This is a genomic window from Streptomyces sp. CB02366, assembly GCF_001905905.1.
Lineage (GTDB): Bacteria > Actinomycetota > Actinomycetes > Streptomycetales > Streptomycetaceae > Streptomyces.
Genome location: NZ_LIVT01000003.1, coordinates 935,500 through 953,387 on the forward strand (window position 1 = coordinate 935,500; position 17,888 = coordinate 953,387).

Annotated in this window: 18 protein-coding genes; 9 read left to right on the top strand and 9 right to left on the bottom strand. The window is 69.5% G+C overall.

The window, feature by feature from the left end; all coding sequences use genetic code 11:
- Window positions 1-75 precede the first annotated feature (75 nt).
- The 4 genes from sigM (at window position 76) to trxA (ending at window position 3,229) form a co-directional block, all read left to right on the top strand.
- Window positions 76-792, top strand: a complete 717-nt coding sequence (sigM, locus tag AMK24_RS12790) for an RNA polymerase sigma factor SigM (protein ID WP_073768185.1) — start codon at window positions 76-78, stop codon at window positions 790-792.
- Complete coding sequence (locus AMK24_RS12795) at window positions 789-1,751, top strand: anti-sigma factor family protein (protein ID WP_073768187.1); 963 nt, start codon at window positions 789-791, stop codon at window positions 1,749-1,751. The genes sigM and AMK24_RS12795 overlap by 4 nt, the downstream gene beginning before the upstream one ends.
- A gap of 124 nt (window positions 1,752-1,875) precedes the next feature.
- Window positions 1,876-2,847, top strand: a complete 972-nt coding sequence (trxB, locus tag AMK24_RS12800) for a thioredoxin-disulfide reductase (protein WP_073768189.1) — start codon at window positions 1,876-1,878, stop codon at window positions 2,845-2,847.
- Between the two features lie 46 nt (window positions 2,848-2,893).
- The gene (gene trxA, locus AMK24_RS12805; RefSeq protein ID WP_073768191.1) at window positions 2,894-3,229 is read left to right on the top strand and encodes a thioredoxin; all 336 of its coding nucleotides are present in this window, start codon (window positions 2,894-2,896) and stop codon (window positions 3,227-3,229) included.
- Between the two features lie 97 nt (window positions 3,230-3,326).
- Here trxA and AMK24_RS12810 read toward each other — a convergent pair whose 3' ends face one another.
- From AMK24_RS12810 to rpmH, 9 genes are all read right to left on the bottom strand, one after another.
- A complete protein-coding gene (locus AMK24_RS12810; RefSeq protein ID WP_073768193.1) occupies window positions 3,327-3,944 on the bottom strand; it encodes a GNAT family N-acetyltransferase in 618 nt (205 codons plus the stop codon).
- Window positions 3,945-4,248: 304 nt separating this feature from the next.
- A complete protein-coding gene (locus AMK24_RS12815; RefSeq protein ID WP_073768195.1) occupies window positions 4,249-5,334 on the bottom strand; it encodes a ParB/RepB/Spo0J family partition protein in 1,086 nt (361 codons plus the stop codon).
- A complete protein-coding gene (locus AMK24_RS12820; RefSeq protein ID WP_073768197.1) occupies window positions 5,331-6,407 on the bottom strand; it encodes a ParA family protein in 1,077 nt (358 codons plus the stop codon). Before AMK24_RS12820 ends, AMK24_RS12815 begins: the two co-directional genes overlap by 4 nt.
- 328 nt (window positions 6,408-6,735) lie before the next feature.
- Complete coding sequence (gene rsmG, locus AMK24_RS12825) at window positions 6,736-7,452, bottom strand: 16S rRNA (guanine(527)-N(7))-methyltransferase RsmG (protein WP_073768199.1); 717 nt, start codon at window positions 7,450-7,452, stop codon at window positions 6,736-6,738.
- A 109-nt stretch (window positions 7,453-7,561) separates the two neighbouring features.
- Window positions 7,562-8,077 carry a Jag family protein gene (locus AMK24_RS12830; protein WP_073768201.1) on the bottom strand — a complete coding sequence of 172 codons (516 nt, stop codon included), beginning with the start codon at window positions 8,075-8,077 and terminating at the stop codon, window positions 7,562-7,564.
- Window positions 8,078-8,091: 14 nt separating this feature from the next.
- On the bottom strand, window positions 8,092-9,354 hold the full coding sequence (yidC, locus tag AMK24_RS12835) for a membrane protein insertase YidC (protein ID WP_073768203.1): 1,263 nt from the start codon (window positions 9,352-9,354) through the stop codon (window positions 8,092-8,094).
- Between the two features lie 3 nt (window positions 9,355-9,357).
- Window positions 9,358-9,717, bottom strand: coding sequence for a membrane protein insertion efficiency factor YidD (gene yidD / locus AMK24_RS12840; RefSeq protein WP_073768205.1), 360 nt, complete (start codon window positions 9,715-9,717; stop codon window positions 9,358-9,360).
- Window positions 9,714-10,085 carry a ribonuclease P protein component gene (gene rnpA / locus AMK24_RS12845; RefSeq protein ID WP_073768207.1) on the bottom strand — a complete coding sequence of 124 codons (372 nt, stop codon included), beginning with the start codon at window positions 10,083-10,085 and terminating at the stop codon, window positions 9,714-9,716. The genes yidD and rnpA overlap by 4 nt, the downstream gene beginning before the upstream one ends.
- A gap of 19 nt (window positions 10,086-10,104) precedes the next feature.
- On the bottom strand, window positions 10,105-10,242 hold the full coding sequence (rpmH, locus tag AMK24_RS12850; RefSeq protein WP_003967884.1) for a 50S ribosomal protein L34: 138 nt from the start codon (window positions 10,240-10,242) through the stop codon (window positions 10,105-10,107).
- 381 nt (window positions 10,243-10,623) lie between these two features.
- Here rpmH and dnaA point away from each other — a divergent pair, with 381 nt between their 5' ends.
- The 5 genes from dnaA (at window position 10,624) to AMK24_RS12880 (ending at window position 17,648) form a co-directional block, all read left to right on the top strand.
- Window positions 10,624-12,510, top strand: a complete 1,887-nt coding sequence (dnaA, locus tag AMK24_RS12855) for a chromosomal replication initiator protein DnaA (RefSeq protein WP_073768209.1) — start codon at window positions 10,624-10,626, stop codon at window positions 12,508-12,510.
- A gap of 1,130 nt (window positions 12,511-13,640) precedes the next feature.
- Window positions 13,641-14,771 carry a DNA polymerase III subunit beta gene (gene dnaN, locus AMK24_RS12865; RefSeq protein ID WP_030115122.1) on the top strand — a complete coding sequence of 377 codons (1,131 nt, stop codon included), beginning with the start codon at window positions 13,641-13,643 and terminating at the stop codon, window positions 14,769-14,771.
- A gap of 161 nt (window positions 14,772-14,932) precedes the next feature.
- Window positions 14,933-15,817 (top strand): phosphogluconate dehydrogenase (NAD(+)-dependent, decarboxylating), encoded by an 885-nt coding sequence (gene gnd / locus AMK24_RS12870; protein ID WP_073768211.1) that lies wholly within the window; start codon window positions 14,933-14,935, stop codon window positions 15,815-15,817.
- Between the two features lie 119 nt (window positions 15,818-15,936).
- A complete protein-coding gene (recF, locus tag AMK24_RS12875) occupies window positions 15,937-17,067 on the top strand; it encodes a DNA replication/repair protein RecF (protein ID WP_073768213.1) in 1,131 nt (376 codons plus the stop codon).
- 77 nt (window positions 17,068-17,144) lie between these two features.
- Window positions 17,145-17,648, top strand: a complete 504-nt coding sequence (locus AMK24_RS12880; protein ID WP_073768890.1) for a DUF721 domain-containing protein — start codon at window positions 17,145-17,147, stop codon at window positions 17,646-17,648.
- Window positions 17,649-17,888 lie beyond the last annotated feature (240 nt).

Below are 17,888 nucleotides of genomic sequence, written 5' to 3' on the forward strand. Positions count from 1 at the left end.
CAGGCTTCTCCCCGTCGCACCGCTTCGACGGCGCGGCCCACAGGTCACATCGGATCCGGTTCGGAGGGGGGCGCGGTGGATTCCGTTCCACCAGAGGCACCGAGCGACTCGGATCTGATCGCCCGGCACGTGGCGGGCGACCCCGACGCCTTCGGAGAGCTCGTACGCCGCCACCGCGACCGACTCTGGGCCGTGGCGCTGCGAACCCTGGGGGACAGGGAGGAAGCGGCCGACGCCGTCCAGGACGCGCTCGTCAAGGCTTTCCGCGCCGCCCACACCTTCCGCGGTGATTCCGCCGTCACCACCTGGCTGCACCGGATCACCGTCAACGCCTGTCTCGACCGGGCCCGCAAGGCGGCCTCCCGCAAGACCTCCCCGGTGGACGACGCCGAACGGCTCGACCAGCTCCTGGAACCCCACGAATCCGCCGAGGCCCCCGCCGTGCGACAGGACCTCCACCGACAGCTCCAAGAAGCACTGGACACCCTCCCCGCCGACCAGCGGGCAGCCCTCGTCCTCGTCGACATGCAGGGTTACCCCGTCGCCGAGGCGGCCAGCATCCTGGAAGTGCCTACCGGCACCGTGAAAAGCCGATGCGCCCGGGGCCGAGCGAGACTGGCCCCCCTGGTCCGTCATCTGCGCGCGGAAACAGGAGGCCAGAGCCCGGACAGGGACAGCGCAGCAGCCGGAAGGAACCGGACGTCCGGCGCATCCGTCCCACCTGCGTCCAGTCCCAGAGACACAGGAGCAATCGACCCTGCCGCGACGAAGGGAGGAGGTGGGCGCCCGTGACATCCCCGACCGACACGGCTCAGCACCCGGAGATCTCCGAGATCTCCGATCTCACCGAAGGGCTGCTCTCCCCTTCCCGGACCGAGGAAGTCCGGCTCCACCTGGCCGGGTGCGACCTCTGCGCGGAGGTCCGGGACTCCCTGGAAGAGGTACGGCGGCTCCTCGGAACGATGCCCGTCCCTGAGCCTATGCCGGAGGACGTCACCGCACGTATCGACGCGGCCCTCGCAGCGGAAGCCCTCCCCTCTGCCACTCCCCCCGGGGACGCCTCGGCAGTTGTTTCACGTGAAACATCGAGTGGCGGTGGCGCAGGCCCGGCGGCCGGCCCCCCTCCCGCGGGCACCGGCTCCCCTGCCCCGGACCGCCCTGCGGGCCGGTCCTCGGCGGCGGCCGGACCGGGACGCCGCCCCACCCGCCGCCGTCGCCGTGCCGCGATCCTCGGCACCGCGTTCGGCGCGGCGGTCATCGGAGCGAGCGTCTTCTTCCTCCAGTCCGTCGCTCCGTCCGGCGACGCGTCCAAGACGGCGTCCGACAGCGGGCTCAGGGCGGCGGCCAGCGGTGCGCCCTCCTATGCCGAGGGCACCCTCGAAGACCAGGTGCGGAACCTCCTCGGCGGCGGAGCGGGCCAGGAGGACCCCGGTGCCAAGAAGGCGCCCCCGGAAGCGGATACCAAGGCGTCGAGCGAAGCCCTCAACCCTGATGCCTACGCCTCGCGAAACCCCCTGAAGGCTCCCGCTGTCGCCGTCCCCCCCTGTGTGCAACAGGCCACCGGCCGCACCACACCGGCTCTCGCTCTCGACGAGGGGGAGTACGAAGGGGAGAACACCTACCTCGTCGTCCTTCCCCACACGAGTGACCCCTCGCGTGTTCAGGCCTACCTCGTCTCCGCCACCTGCGTGGACACCGCGCCGGAGTCCCCGGGGCAGCTGCTGCTCACCCGCGCCTACGACCGCCCCTGAAACCGTCCGCGCCCGCCGCGGCACGTTCGGGAATGCATCAGCCGTAGGATCCGTTGGGTGGGGTGAGAGTCGTTGACCGACCCCGTAGGCAGTTAGGCAGTCTGCAGAAACGAGGAAGAAACCCGTGAGCGACGTCCGTAATGTGATCATCATCGGCTCCGGACCGGCCGGGTACACCGCCGCGCTGTACACCGCCCGCGCCTCGCTGAACCCGTTGGTCTTCGAGGGCGCCGTCACGGCCGGCGGTGCGCTGATGAACACCACCGACGTGGAGAACTTCCCCGGTTTCCAGGACGGCATCATGGGCCCCGAGCTCATGGACAACATGCGGGCGCAGGCCGAACGTTTCGGCGCCGAACTGGTGCCCGACGACGTCGTCGCGGTCGACCTCACCGGCGACGTCAAGACCGTCACCGACACCGCCGGCACGGTCCACCGTGCCAAGTCGGTCATCGTCACGACCGGCTCCCAGCACCGCAAGCTCGGACTGCCCAAGGAGGACGCCCTCTCCGGACGAGGCGTCTCCTGGTGCGCCACCTGTGACGGCTTCTTCTTCAAGGACCACGACATCGCCGTGATCGGCGGCGGTGACACGGCGATGGAGGAGGCGACCTTCCTCTCCCGCTTCGCCAAGTCCGTCACGATCGTCCACCGCCGTGACACCCTGCGCGCCTCCAAGGCGATGCAGGAGCGGGCCTTCGCCGACCCGAAGATCACGTTCGCCTGGGACAGCGAGGTCGCCGAGATCAAGGGCGACCAGAAGCTCTCCGGCCTGGTCCTGCGCAACACCAAGACCGGCGAGACGTCCGAACTGCCCGTGACCGGACTCTTCATCGCTGTCGGCCACGACCCGCGCACCGAACTCTTCAAGGGTCAGCTGGAACTCGACGACGAGGGTTACCTGAAGGTCGAGGCGCCGTCCACCCGCACCAACCTCCCCGGTGTCTTCGGCGCCGGCGACGTGGTCGACCACACCTACCGGCAGGCCATCACCGCGGCGGGCACCGGTTGCTCCGCCGCCCTGGACGCCGAGCGCTTCCTCGCGGCCCTGGCCGACGCCGAGCCCGCCGAGCCGGAGAAGACCCCGGCCCTCTGAACGTGCGCACCGCACCCCACCACCCCGAGAGACTAAGGAGGCCGCCGTGGCCGGCGACCTGAAGCACGTTACGGATGACACCTTCGACGAGGTCGTCCTCAAGAGCGGCAAGCCCGTTCTGGTGGACTTCTGGGCTGCCTGGTGCGGCCCGTGCCGCCAGATCGCCCCCTCGCTGGAGGCGATCGCGGCCGAGCACGGCGACCAGATCGAGATCGTCAAGCTCAACATCGATGAGAACCCGGCCACCGCCGCCAAGTACGGCGTGATGTCCATCCCGACCCTGAACGTGTACCAGGGCGGCGAGGTCGCCAAGACCATCGTCGGCGCCAAGCCGAAGGCCGCGATCCTCCGCGACCTGGAAGGCTTCATCACCCCCGCCTGACAGCTCCACAGCGCCACCGGCGCGATGTTTCACGTGAAACGGGCCCGCCCCTGAGAGGGGCGGGCCCGTTTCACTGGCGGCCGACAGAGGTCCGGCCTCACAGCGGGCGGAGTACCGGCTCCTTCTGGACCGCCCCCAGCAGCCGGTCGAGCGCCATCTCCACATCTTCCTTCCAGGAGAGCGTCGTCCGCAGGTTCAGTCTCAATCGTGGATGGACGGGATGGGGCCGGACAGTCTTGAAGCCGACGGACAGCAGATGATCCGCGGGAAGCACGCAGGTGGACGGCTCCGACCGCGCGTCCCCGAACGCCTCGATCGCCTTGAAGCCACGGCGCAGCACGTCCTTGGCCACGGTCTGCACCAGGACACGGCCGATCCCCTGTCCCCGGTACTCAGGGACGATCAGCCCGGTGATCAACTGGACGGCGTCGGGGGAGACCGGACTGGTCGGAAACGCCGTCGAACGAGGGACGTAAGCGGGCGGGGCGAAGAGCACGAAACCGGCCGGCACATCGTCCACATAGACCACCCGGCCGCAGGAGCCCCACTCCAGCAGTACTGCGGAGATCCAGGCTTCCTTCTCCAACCCCGGCTTGCCCGCTCTTACCGCGGCTTCCCCGCTGACCGGATCAAGCTCCCAGAAGACGCACGAGCGGCAACGCTCGGGGAGATCCGAAAGGTTGTCCAGGGTGAGTGGTACGAGTCGGCGCCCCATGACGGCGATTCCTCACTTCCTCCACCCGCCGCACCACGTGCGGCTGCCAACGCGCTCCGTTCATGGAACAGGCTGCCGATGAAACCGCCGACCGCGCCCAAGCCCAGCCCGACCGTGACAAGGCGGCTACGGCTCACTCGTGGCAAGGTCTCCACCCTCCTTCGAGGTCCATCACCGTGGATGCGCCGTTCCAGAACGCATCGTATCCACCCAGAGGTGATGCGGACACCGTGAGAGCGCAAAGGGCGGGCCGGGCTCCGGACACCACCGGAGCCCGGCCCGCCCTTTCGCGGAGCCGCGCTGCTCAGCCCTGGTCGTCCTCGGGCATCTCGGCGAGCCGACGCTCCAGCACCCGGCCTTCGCCCGGGGCGAGGCTTCCGAGAATCCGGTCCAAGTCCTCCATCGAGGCGAACTCGACCACGATCTTGCCCTTCTTCTGCCCCAGGTCGACCTTCACCCGGGTCTCGAAGCGGTCGGACAGGCGGGTCGCCAGGTCGGTCAGAGCCGGAGACACCCGACCGCCCGCCCGCGGCCCCTTGGCCTTCGGAGAGCTGGACGGATGCGAGCCCAACAGCGTCACGATCTCTTCGACGGCACGCACCGAAAGACCCTCGGCCACGATGCGGTGAGCCAGCCGGTCCTGCTCCTCCGAGTCGTCCACGGACAGCAGGGCGCGGGCGTGTCCGGCGGAAAGAACACCGGCGGCGACTCGGCGCTGCACCGGCGGCGAGAGCCGCAGGAGCCTCAGCGTGTTCGACACCTGCGGGCGCGAGCGGCCGATTCGGTCGGCCAGCTCGTCATGCGTGCACTTGAAGTCCTTGAGCAGCTGGTCGTACGCCGCAGCCTCCTCCAGCGGGTTCAGCTGAGCCCGGTGGAGGTTCTCCAGCAACGCGTCCAGCAGCAGCTTCTCGTCGTCCGTGGCACGAACGATGGTGGGGATGCGTTCCAGGCCCGCTTCACGGCAGGCCCTCCACCGCCGCTCACCCATGATCAGCTCATAGCTGTCCGAGCCCACCTTCCGGACGACGACCGGCTGGAGCAGGCCGACCTCCTTGATGGAGACGACCAGCTCGGCCAGGGCATCCTCGTCGAAGACCTCACGGGGCTGGCGCGGGTTCGGGGTGATCGCCCCGACCGGCAGCTCCGCAAAGTACGCGCCGGACGTCCCGGCACCCTGTTCGACCCGCTCCTCGGGGGCGGACGCCGGCTCCGGCACCACCGGTGAGGACGGAAGCCCGGCCACCTTGGCCGCGGCCACCCCGCGCTCCGCCGTCAGGACCGGGCCGGCACCGGACGAGGCGACGCCACCGGCCGGGACCTGCTTCTCCTGGGGGGCGGCGGGGATCAACGCACCGAGCCCACGTCCCAGTCCTCTACGCCGCTCACTCACTGCATGCCCTCCGAAATGTTCTGCCGGTTGTTCTGATTGCTCGTATGGGCGTGCTGAGACTCGTAGTGCACCCCGACGCCCCGCAGAGCGATTTCCCGGGCGGCTTCGAGGTAAGAGAGCGAACCGCTGGATCCCGGATCATAGGTCAGGACGGTCTGTCCGTAGCTCGGCGCCTCAGAGATACGTACCGACCGCGGGATACTCGTCCGCAGCACTTCCTTGCCGAAGTGGGTACGGACCTCCTCGGCGACCTGGGAGGCGAGCCTCGTCCGGCCGTCGTACATCGTCAGCAGGATCGTCGAGACGTGCAGTTCCGGGTTCAGGTGGCCCCGTACCAGGTCGACGTTGCGCAGCAACTGTCCCAGCCCTTCCAGCGCGTAGTACTCGCACTGGATGGGGATCAGCACCTCGGCCCCCGCGACCAGGGCGTTCACCGTCAGCAGGCCCAGCGACGGCGGACAGTCGATGAGGATGTAGTCCAGCGGCTGCTCGTATGCCTGGATGGCCCGTTGAAGCCGGCTTTCCCGAGCCACCAGCGAGACCAGTTCGATCTCCGCCCCGGCGAGGTCGATGGTGGCGGGAGCGCAGAAGAGGCCCTCGACGTCCCTTACGGGCTGAACCACCTCGGAGAGGGGGCGGCTGTCCACCAGCACGTCGTAGATGGAGGGGACGTCGGCGTGATGATCGATCCCCAGTGCCGTGGAGGCGTTGCCCTGCGGGTCGAGGTCGACCACCAGAACGCGCGCACCGTGCAGGGCCAGAGACGCGGCAAGGTTGACCGTCGTGGTCGTCTTGCCCACGCCGCCCTTCTGGTTGGCCACCACCATGACGCGGGTGCGGTCAGGACGAGGCAGCCCTTCGCCGGCGCGGCCGAGGGCCTCGACCGCCAGTTGAGCGGAACGGCCGATGGGGGTGTCGTCCATGGGCGGCGGTGTTTCACGTGAAACACCCTCCCCCAGGGACTCGGTTCGGGGACCGGGGACCGGGTCGGTCATCGGTCCCGCGATGTTGGCGTCGGACCGCAAGGATTCACTCTCCTCGACTTCAGGCTCGCAATGAACAGAGCCTGCCATGCTTTCGGGGTCGTGAACCAGCGAGGCCCGCTGTTCTGTGGATGAATCCGCGCGTGTGGACAACTCGGCCACTCGTCCGGGCTTGCGGTCACGCGGCGTGGCAGCCGTACGACCGCGACCGATGATTCCCTGCAGCAGAGAGCGACGTTTCACGTGAAACACGATGCCTCTGCGCGGCAACTCCCAGGCCACGACACTCCGCAGTCGGCAGCTATCGCTATGTTCCGGCGGAAAAGTTGCAAAGCGGGCTGAACAGGCATACACCGCCTGTACTCGCTGGTCGTCGGCCGGCCTCCCCGCTGGGCAAGGAGACCGGTCGACGGCCCTCTCAGCGGCGCCTGCGGGTGCGTCCCGTCCGGGCGGCCTTGGCCCTCTTTGCGGCGAACCTCACACCACCCGGGCTCTCGCCCACCACGACACGGACCACGGTGGACAGCGGATCGACGACGCCTTCTCCGACCTGGAGCACCTCGGTCTCCACCACACCGAGCTTGCTGAGCGCCGCCCTGGCACCGTGGAGCTCCTCCTCGGCGGTGTCGCCCTTGAGCGCGAGCATCTCGCCGTACGGCTTCAGCAGGGGCACGCCCCAGCCCGCGAGCCGGTCCAGGGGGGCCACCGCACGCGCGGTCACCACCTGTACCGGCTGCAGCGTGCCCAGGACCTCCTCCGCCCGGCCGCGCACGACCGTCACGTGGTCCAGGCCCAGCAGCTCGACGACTTCCTGGAGGAAGTTCGTCCGCCGCAGCAGCGGCTCCAGCAGGGTGATCTTGAGATCCGGGCGTACCAGCGCGAGCGGGATACCGGGCAGCCCCGCGCCCGAGCCCACATCGCAGACGGTGACGCCCTCGGGCACGACCTCGGAGAGGACGGCGCAGTTCAACAGGTGCCGCTCCCACAGCCGGGGGACCTCACGCGGCCCGATCAGGCCGCGCTTGACCCCGGCGTCCGCCAGAAGCTCCGCGTACCGGACAGCCTCCGGAAAGAGCTCTCCGAACACCGCCTGCGCCTCCGCAGGTGCCTGGGGAAGCTCTGCTGCCTCCGTCACGGGGGACCGTCCTTCCGTACCGCCCTAGGGCCTGTCTCGTGGCCGACTATCAAGCTGACACATGCGGCCCCGCCTGCGAACAGACGGGGCCGACAGTACAAGGGTCCGGTCAGGCCGGGAGAACGACGACGAAGCGCTGCGGCTCCTCGCCCTCCGACTCGCTCCGGAGGCCGGCGGCGGCGATCGCGTCGTGCACGACCTTGCGCTCGAACGGCGTCATCGGGTCCAGCTTCACCGGTCGGCCCGAGCTCTTGACCTCGTTCGCCGCCTTGGCGCCCAGCTCTGCGAGGACCGCGCGCTTCTTGGCACGGAAACCGCCGATGTCCAGCATCAGACGGCTGCGGTCACCGGTTTCCCGGTGAACGGCCAGCCGCGTCAGCTCCTGGAGGGCCTCCAGGACCTCGCCGTCGCGGCCCACGAGCTTCTGAAGGTCGCGTGCCGACTCGCTGATGATCGACACCGCGGCCCGGTCCGCCTCGACGTCCATGTCGATGTCGCCGTCGAGGTCGGCGATGTCGAGCAGGCCCTCGAGGTAGTCGGCCGCGATCTCCCCCTCCTGCTCCAGGCGGGTCAGGGTGTCGCTGCCGGCCTCGGCGGGCGCCGTGGAAGTGGTGCCTTCCGTCACGGGTGGACTCCTTCTTACTTCTTGGACGGGTGCTTGGGCCGCTGCGGGCCCTTGCGCTGTCCGGACTTGGCTTGGCGTGAGGAGCCGGAGGCGGGCTTGTCCGCCGACTTCGGCTTGCTGTCCTGCGGTGCGTCCTGCTTCTCGAGCGAAGTCGTGGAGCCGGCTGCCGTGGACGCCGTGTCCTTGGCTCCCGCGGTCGCGTGGCCGGTCGTCTGGCGCTTCGCCTTGGTCTGGCGCTTGGGCTGCTGACGCTTGGACGACTGCCCGTCGGCATCGGCGACCGTCGTCTCGCCCTTCCGGACCGTCCCGTCCTCCTGGGCCGCGAGGCCCAGCTTGGCGAGGCTGGTGATGAACTTGCGCTCGATGTCGTTGCGGTCGGCCCCCTTGGCGACGATCGCCTTGACCATCTTGCGCCGGGTGCGGCCCCGCACCTCTCCGTGGGAGGTCACGCTCTTGAGCAGTCGCTGGAGGTAGGCGTCCTGCGCCTTGCTGCCCGGCGTCGGGTTCTGGTTGATCACGTACATCTGCTGACCCATGGTCCAGACGTTGGTGGTCAGCCAGTAGACGAGGACACCGACGGGGAAGTTGATGCCCATCACGGCGAAGATGATCGGGAAGATGTACATCAGCATCTTCTGCTGCTGCATGTACGGGGTCTTCACCGTCAGGTCGACGTTCTTCGTCATCAGCTGGCGCTGGGTGAAGAACTGCGAGGCGGACATCATGATGATCATGATCGCGGTGACGATCCGGACGTCCAGCAGGTCGGCGTTGAGCGAGGCGACCTTGTCGGCGCTGTCCATGAACTTCGCGGCCAGCGGGGCCCCGAAGATGTGGGCCTCACGCGCGCTGTCCAGGAGGTCCTGGTTGATCGCGCCGATCTTCTTGCCCGAGGCGATGGACGACAGCACGTGGTACAGGGCGAAGAAGAACGGGGACTGCGCCAGGATCGGAAGGCACGAGGAGAGCGGGTTGGTGCCCGTCTCCTTGTACAGCTTCATCATCTCTTCGGACTGGCGCTGCTTGTCGTTCTTGTAGCGCTCCTGGATCGCCTTCATCTTCGGCTGGAGCACCTGCATGTTGCGGGTCGACTTGATCTGCTTCACGAAAAGCGGGATCAGGCAGATCCGGATCAGCACCACCAGGGACACGATCGACAGGCCCCAGGCCCACCCGGAGTCATCGCCGAAGAGCGCTCCGTAGACCTTGTGGAACTGGACGATGATCCATGAGACGGGTGTGGTGATAAAGCTGAACAGACTGGCAATCGTGTCCACTAATCAGGCTCCTTGAGCATTGGGCGAGGTCTCTGCGGCCGGGCTCGGAGGTTCGGAGACCGACCCCCCGGGCGGCACATCAGCGGCGGTCTCCCCGCCCTTTTCGCCGCGCAGGGCGTTGCGCAGCAGCTCGTGCCACCGCGGACGCTTGCGAGGCGGAACATGATCCACACCACCGGGTGACCACGGGTTGCACCGCAGGATGCGCCAAGCCGTCAGCGCTGTTCCCTTGATGGCGCCGTGCCTGTCGATCGACGTATATCCATAGTGGGAACACGACGGGTAATAGCGGCAGACAGGACCGAGGAGTGGACTGATCGTCCACTGGTACAGCTTGATGAGAGCAAGCAGCGGGTACTTCATCGCGCGCCCCCTCCCAGGAGCCGCTGCAGAGCGGCGTCCAGGTCTCGGGCCAGCTGTGCATGGTCGGCGTCGCCCGCACCGGGCAGCGCCCGTACGACAACAAGGCTACCGGGGGGCAGCTGAGCCAGCCGGTCCCGGACCAGATGGCGAAGCCTCCGCTTCACCGCGGTACGGACGACGGCGCCCCCCACGGCCTTGCTGACAACGAAACCCGCACGTGGCGGGGGAACAGTCTCCTCCGACACGTGCGGGTCCGTAACACCGCTGCGTAGATGGACGACGAGCAGTGGCCGTCCGGCTCGACGGCCTCGTCGTACCGCGGTCGCGAAGTCCTCGCGCCGCCTCAGCCGATTCTCGGTAGGCAGCACGTCATGGACCTGTAAGCGATCAGGCGGACAGGCTGCTGCGGCCCTTGCCGCGGCGGTTCGCGAGGATCGCACGGCCGGCACGGGTACGCATGCGCAGACGGAAGCCGTGGGTCTTGGCGCGACGGCGGTTGTTCGGCTGGAAGGTGCGCTTGCTCACTCGGGGGCTCCAGAAATGATTCGTGTCTTGGCGGGACATCGCCTGGCTGTCACCGTGCGCCCACGAGGAACTCGCGTAAACGCCTTAGTGCACCGCTTCACAATCACAGATCGTGATCTTTGCCCATCGGAGGCAGGCGGCAGCAGCCATCGACAACTCGACCTGGTCACGGTACGCGCGGCTACGCCATCCGGTCAAACCAGCTCCGTACGACCCCCCATTGTGCACAGCCTGTGGACAACAACTTGAACCGTGCGGGTCGGCCTGACTACCTTGGCTGAACTCCGGATCTTTTCCTTCCCGACTGCCGGACCTCACCCGACCCGACCCATCCCGTCCCGAGAACCACACATTCGTGGGACATGCGAGAGAGCGTGCCTTGTGGCTGACGTACCTGCCGATCTTGCCGCAGTGTGGCCGCGAGTGCTGGAACAACTCCTCGGGGAGGGCCAGCAGGGCATCGAGCCGAAGGACAAGCAGTGGATCGAGCGCTGCCAGCCTCTGGCACTCGTCGCCGACACCGCGCTGCTGGCCGTCCCCAACGAATGGGGCAAACACGTCCTGGAGGGGCGGCTCGCCCCGCTCATCAGTGAGACGCTGACCCGCGAGTGCGGCCGCCCGATCCGGATCGCGATCACCGTCGACGACTCCGCCGGCGAGCCGCCCGCCCCGCCGTCCCCGTCGCACCAGAGCCAGCACGGCCACCGCTACCCGGCGCAGCCGCGCGAGGACGCCCCCCGGGACGACGCGTACGACGGTTACGGCCACCGGCCCTCCGACGACGGCATGCCGACGGCCCGGCCCGCCTACCCCGACTACCAGCAGCGCCCGGCCCCCGGCGCCTGGCCGCGCACCCAGGACGACCTCTCCTGGCAGCAGCCCCGGCACAGCGGTTACCAGGACCGGGAGCAGTCTTCCGGCGAGCCGTACCGCGAGAGCGACGCATACCGCGGGAACGAGTCGTACCGGGAGAACGAGCAGTACCGCGACGGCGAGCAGTACCGGGAGCAGCCCTCCGAGCAGTGGCGCGAGCCGTACGGCGCCGGGCGGCCCCAGCACGACTACCGGTCGCAGCCGGCCGAGCACCAGGGGTACGAACAGCAGCGGCCCGACCGCCAGGACCAGCAGCCGCAGCACCGCCAGGGCGTCCCGGGCCACGGTCCCGGCCGCACCGGCGGCCCGGCCCCCGGCCCGATGGGCGCCCAGCCGGCCCCCGCGCCGGGCCCCGGCGAACCGCACGCCCGGCTCAACCCGAAGTACCTCTTCGACACCTTCGTCATCGGGGCCTCCAACCGGTTCGCGCACGCCGCGGCCGTCGCCGTGGCCGAAGCGCCCGCGAAGGCGTACAACCCCCTGTTCATCTACGGCGAGTCGGGTCTGGGCAAGACCCACCTGCTGCACGCCATCGGGCACTACGCGCGGAGCCTCTACCCGGGAACCCGGGTGCGGTACGTGAGCTCGGAGGAGTTCACCAACGAGTTCATCAACTCGATCCGCGACGGCAAGGGCGACACCTTCCGCAAGCGCTACCGCGACGTGGACATCCTGCTCGTCGACGACATCCAGTTCCTCGCGAGCAAGGAATCGACGCAGGAGGAGTTCTTCCACACCTTCAATACGCTGCACAACGCGAACAAGCAGATCGTGCTCTCCTCCGACCGGCCGCCCAAGCAGCTGGTGACGCTGGAGGACCGGCTGCGCAACCGCTTCGAGTGGGGTCTGACCACCGACGTCCAGCCGCCCGAGCTGGAGACCCGGATCGCGATCCTCCGCAAGAAGGCGGTGCAGGAGCAGCTCAACGCCCCGCCGGAGGTGCTGGAGTTCATCGCCTCGCGGATCTCGCGCAACATCCGTGAGCTGGAGGGGGCCCTGATCCGGGTGACCGCCTTCGCCTCGCTCAACCGGCAGCCGGTGGACCTGGGGCTGACCGAGATCGTGCTGAAGGACCTGATCCCGGGCGGCGAGGAGGCGGCCCCGGAGATCACCGCGCCGGCCATCATGGCGGCGACCGCGGACTACTTCGGTCTCACCGTCGACGACCTGTGCGGATCGTCGCGCAGCCGGGTGCTGGTGACGGCGCGCCAGATCGCCATGTACCTGTGCCGCGAGCTGACCGATCTCTCGCTGCCGAAGATCGGTGCGCAGTTCGGCGGTCGCGACCATACGACGGTGATGCACGCGGACCGGAAGATCCGGGCGCTGATGGCGGAGCGTCGCTCCATCTACAACCAGGTCACCGAGCTGACCAACCGCATCAAGAACGGCTGACCCCGACACCCGCAGGGCGATCGTGCACCGGCTTCCCGGACCTCAGGGGCTTCGGGGTGTCCGATGCCCCCGGGCCTCCGGAGCTCCTGACCTCCCCGGGGCGGCGGCCTCTCCGGGGCGGCGGCCTCTCCGGGGCGGCGGCCTCTCCGGGGCGCGGCCTCTCCGGGGCGCGGCCTCTCCGGGGCGCGGCCTCTCCGGGCTGCCGGGCTTCCGGGAGGGCGCTTCTCAGGGCGTCTGCCGCGGACCTCCACGGTTCGCGGCAGGCGCCTTTCCGCGTTTCCGGGGCCCGCGAAGAGGCTTCCGGGACGGTCGCCGGGCCTCCCCGCGCGTCGCCGGGGCCCGCGACACGGGCTCTCCCGCACCCTCGCTGTTCGAATGCGGACTGCTCACGGGCCCTTCTCCACAGATGTGCGAAGAATTTTCCGTCCACAGCCTGGGGACTGGGAAGTTGTCCATATTGCGTCCACAGGGGGCGCTGCCGATACTCCATCAGGCCAGGTCAGGCGGTTGGGGATTTGTGGTCAACGATGATCCACAGCCTGTGGACAACTTTCTCTTCCACAGCGGGTCCTCGGCGTTGTCCACCGGCGGCCCACAGGTCGGGCCGAGTTGTCCCCAGCTTCTCCACACGCCTGTCCACTGTTCGGCAACGCAACACACGCTTTCACCGCCAGGAGTGAAAGGCGTCACACCAAGGCGCGGGGTTGGGTTGTGGGGAACAGGGGTAAAACTGGGGACAGCGTTGGGGAGAAGTAGCCCCCTCCTGTGCATCGGGTGTGCAGAACTTTCGGCTGTCCACAGATAGGCCGGGTTGTCCACGGGCGCCGCCCACAGGACCGGTGGACAAAAAACAGAGGCTGACCTGTGCAAACGACGTTATCCACGGTTTCCACAGGGCCTACTACTACTACCACCCAGAGTTAGCCAGGAATCCGCTTCGAAGTGGGGCCTGTGTACAACTCGACCGGCGACCGCCGCGGACCTCTCGGCCCGACTTGACCCCGAGCAGCAACGGCTGTCGGTGCCGTAGGTCAGACTGGACCCCGGAGCCTCTGCCGACTCGGCAGCGGGCTCCGGTCCAGACGACGAAGGCCAGCAGGGCGAGCGAGCAACAGCAGGAGGCGGTTCCGGTGAAGATCCGGGTGGAGCGCGATGTACTCGCGGAGGCGGTGGCCTGGGTGGCCCGCAGCCTCCCGGCCCGTCCGCCGGCGCCCGTTCTCGCGGGTCTTCTGCTGAAGGCCGAGGACGGGGCGCTCAGCTTCTCCAGCTTCGACTACGAGGTCTCCGCCAGGGTCTCCGTCGACGCGGAGGTCGACGAGGACGGCACGGTGCTCGTCTCCGGCCGGCTGCTCGCCGACATCTGCCGCGCCCTGCCCAACCGCCCGGTGGAGATCTCCACAGACGGTGTGCGCGCCACGGTCGTCTGCGGCTCCTCGCGCTTCACTCTCCACACACTGCCTGTGGAGGAGTACCCCGCCCTGCCGCAGATGCCGACCGCCACCGGCACCGTCCCCGGCGAGGTCTTCGCCTCGGCCGCCGCCCAGGTCGCCATCGCCGCGGGCCGCGACGACACGCTGCCCGTGCTCACCGGTGTGCGGATCGAGATCGAGGGCGACACCGTCACCCTCGCCTCCACCGACCGCTACCGCTTCGCGGTCCGCGAGTTCCTGTGGAAGCCGGAGAACGCGGACGCCTCAGCAGTCGCCCTGGTGCCCGCCAAGACGCTCCTGGACACCGCGAAGGCGCTCACCAGCGGCGACACGGTCACCCTGGCGCTCTCCGGCTCCGGTGCGGGCGAGGGCCTGATCGGTTTCGAGGGCGCCGGGCGGCGCACCACCACGCGGCTGCTCGAGGGCGACCTGCCGAAGTACCGCACGCTGTTCCCGACCGAGTTCAACTCCGTCGCGGTGATCGAGACGGCCCCCTTCGTCGAGGCCGTCAAGCGCGTGGCCCTGGTCGCCGAGCGCAACACACCCGTACGGCTCAGCTTCGAGCAGGGCGTCCTCATCCTGGAGGCCGGCTCCAGCGACGACGCACAGGCTGTGGAGAGGGTCGACGCGGTGCTGGAGGGCGACGACATCTCGATCGCCTTCAACCCGACGTTCCTGCTGGACGGCCTGAGCGCGATCGACTCCCCGGTCGCCCAGCTCTCGTTCACCACGTCCACCAAGCCCGCTCTGCTCAGCGGCCGCCCGGCCGTCGACGCCGAGGCGGACGACGCGTACAAGTACCTGATCATGCCGGTGCGCCTCTCCGGCTGATCCCGGCGCCCCCGCCGTCCGGGGGACCTTTCCGCGGCAGTTTCCGGCGGGCCCGCTCGGCGCGGAGCGGGCCCGCCGCGCTGTCCCCGGCCGGGCGTAGGCTCGGACACGGGTGCACACGCGCCCCGACGCTTATCGCCACGACGCTTAAGGAATCTCTGATGGAGCTCGGTCTCGTCGGCCTCGGCAAGATGGGCGGCAACATGCGTGAGCGCATCCGCCGCGCAGGCCACACCGTCATCGGTTACGACCGCAACCCGGATGTCGCCGATGTCCACAGCCTCGAAGAGCTTGTGGGCAGGCTGAAGGGCCCGCGGGTCGTGTGGGTCATGGTTCCGGCCGGCGCCGCGACCCAGTCCACGATCGACGAGCTGGCGGAGCTGCTCTCGCCCGGCGACGTGGTCGTCGACGGAGGGAACTCGCGCTGGACCGACGACGAGAAGCACGCCGCCGAACTGGGTCTCAAGGACATCGGCTTCGTCGACTGCGGCGTCTCCGGCGGCGTCTGGGGCCTGCAGAACGGCTACGCCCTGATGTACGGCGGCACCGAGGAGAACGTGGCGAAGGTCCAGCCGATCTTCGACGCGCTGCGGCCCGAGGGCGACTTCGGCTCCGTCCACGCGGGCAAGGTCGGCGCCGGCCACTTCGCCAAGATGGTCCACAACGGCATCGAGTACGCCATGATGCAGGCGTACGCCGAGGGCTGGGAGCTCCTGGAGAAGGTCGACTCCGTCACCGACGTGCGCGAGGTCTTCCGCTCCTGGCAGGAGGGCACGGTCATCCGTTCCTGGCTGCTCGACCTCGCGGTCAAGGCCCTCGACGACGACGAGCACCTGGACCAGCTCCGGGGGTACGCCGCCGACTCGGGCGAGGGCCGCTGGACGGTGGAGGCCGCGATCGACAACGCGGTGCCGCTGCCCGCGATCACGGCGTCGCTGTTCGCGCGGTTCGCCTCGCGTCAGGACGACTCGCCGCAGATGAAGATGGTCGCCGCGCTGCGCAACCAGTTCGGCGGGCACGCGGTCGAGTCCAAGTCCGAGAACTGACCGGGGCGCCGGCGCCCCCGCGTCGGCGTCTCGACAAGGCGCGTACGGGACGCGCCGCGCAGCGTCGCACAGCGTGACGGTCTGTGAAGCGGAAGCACCAACGGGAGAGGTCGGCCACCATGCACGTCACCCATCTCTCGCTGGCCGACTTCCGCTCGTACGCCCGGGTCGAGGTCCCGCTCGACCCGGGCGTCACCGCGTTCGTGGGCGCCAACGGGCAGGGCAAGACCAACCTGGTCGAGGCCGTCGGCTATCTCGCCACCCTCGGCAGCCACCGGGTCTCCTCGGACGCCCCGCTGGTGCGGATGGGGGCGGAGCGGGCCGTGATCCGCGCGGCCGTGACGCAGGGTGAGCGTTCGCAGCTCGTCGAACTGGAGCTGAACCCGGGCCGCGCGAACCGGGCCCGTATCAACAGGTCCTCGCAGGTCAGACCGCGTGACGTGCTCGGGATAGTCCGGACGGTGCTGTTCGCGCCGGAGGACCTGGCGCTGGTCAAGGGCGACCCCGGCGAGCGGCGGCGGTTCCTGGACGAGCTGATCACCGCGCGCTCGCCCCGGATGGCCGGCGTCCGCTCCGACTACGAGCGGGTGCTCAAACAGCGCAACACCCTGCTGAAGTCCGCAGCGATGGCCCGGCGGCACGGCGGCCGCTCGATGGACCTGTCCACCCTGGACGTCTGGGACCAGCACCTGGGCCGGGTGGGCGCCGAGCTGCTGGCCCAGCGGCTGGATCTGATCGCCACGCTCCAGCCGCTGGCCGACAAGGCGTACGGGGACGTCGCGCCGGGCGGCGGGCCGGTGGCGCTGGAGTACCGCAGCTCGGTCGGCGAGGACGTGGGGCCCGAGCGCACCCGCGACGAGCTGTACGAGCAGCTGACGGCGGCGCTCGTGGGGGTCCGGAAGCAGGAGATCGAGCGGGGCGTGACGCTGGTCGGCCCGCACCGCGACGATCTGCTGCTGGGGCTGCGCGGTATGCCGGCGAAGGGGTACGCGAGTCACGGCGAGTCCTGGAGCTACGCCTTGGCGCTGCGGCTGGCCTCGTACGAGCTTCTGCGGTCCGAGGGCAACGAGCCCGTGCTGGTGCTGGACGACGTCTTCGCCGAGCTGGACGCCCGTCGCCGGGAGCGGCTGGCGGAGCTGGTGGCCCCGGGCGAACAGGTGCTGGTGACGGCCGCGGTGGCGGAGGACGTGCCGGCCGCGCTGGCGGGGGCGCGGTACGCGGTGACCGCGGGCGAGGTGGAGCGCGTATGACCGGCGGGGACGAGCGGGCGGGCGAGGCGGGGGCCGGCGGCGGTGCGCCGGAGGCCGGGAGTCCGAAGCCGCCCGAGGTGTCCGGGGTCGATCTGGCCCGGGTCGCGCTGCGGGCCGCGAAGGAGCAGGCGCGGGCGCGCGGCGCGGCGGCGCAGCAGAAGAAGCAGGCCCGGCGGGGCGGCGGGCTGCGCTCGGGGGCCCGGTCGGACGGTCGGGATCCGCAGGCGCTGGGATCCGCGATCAACCGGCTGATCACCGAGCGGGGCTGGGAGACGCCCGCGGCGGTCGGCGGGGTGATGGGGCGGTGGCCGCAGATCGTCGGCGAGGACCTGGCCAACCACTGCGTACCGCTGCGGTACGACGAGGCCCCGGACGCCCGGGTGCTGACCGTGAGCTGCGACTCGACGGCGTGGGCGACGCAGCTGCGGTTGCTGGCTCCGCAGCTGGTGGCCCGGCTGAACGCGGATCTGGGGCAGGGCACGGTACGGATGATCAAGGTGGTCGGGCCGGGAGGCCCTGAGCGCCGCTACGGGCCGCTGCGGGCGCCGGGCAGCAAGGGGCCGGGGGACACCTACGGGTGAGGAGCGGGGACGCGTCGGCCGGGCGCGGCCCTGACGGTCGGCTTCCACGCGTCCCCGCCGCGCCCGTGTCTCTCCTCGCTCGCCAGACCTGAGCTGCGCTTTTGGCGCAAAATTGTCGTGCACGGGGCGAGTTTCAGGGGATTTCCCCCGGCTGGGCGCGAGAGCAAACCGGACGGTACGGCTGAAGCGTCCCTCACCGTAGCGGGAGGTTGACAGGCCGAAGCGCTCAAAGCCCTTCAG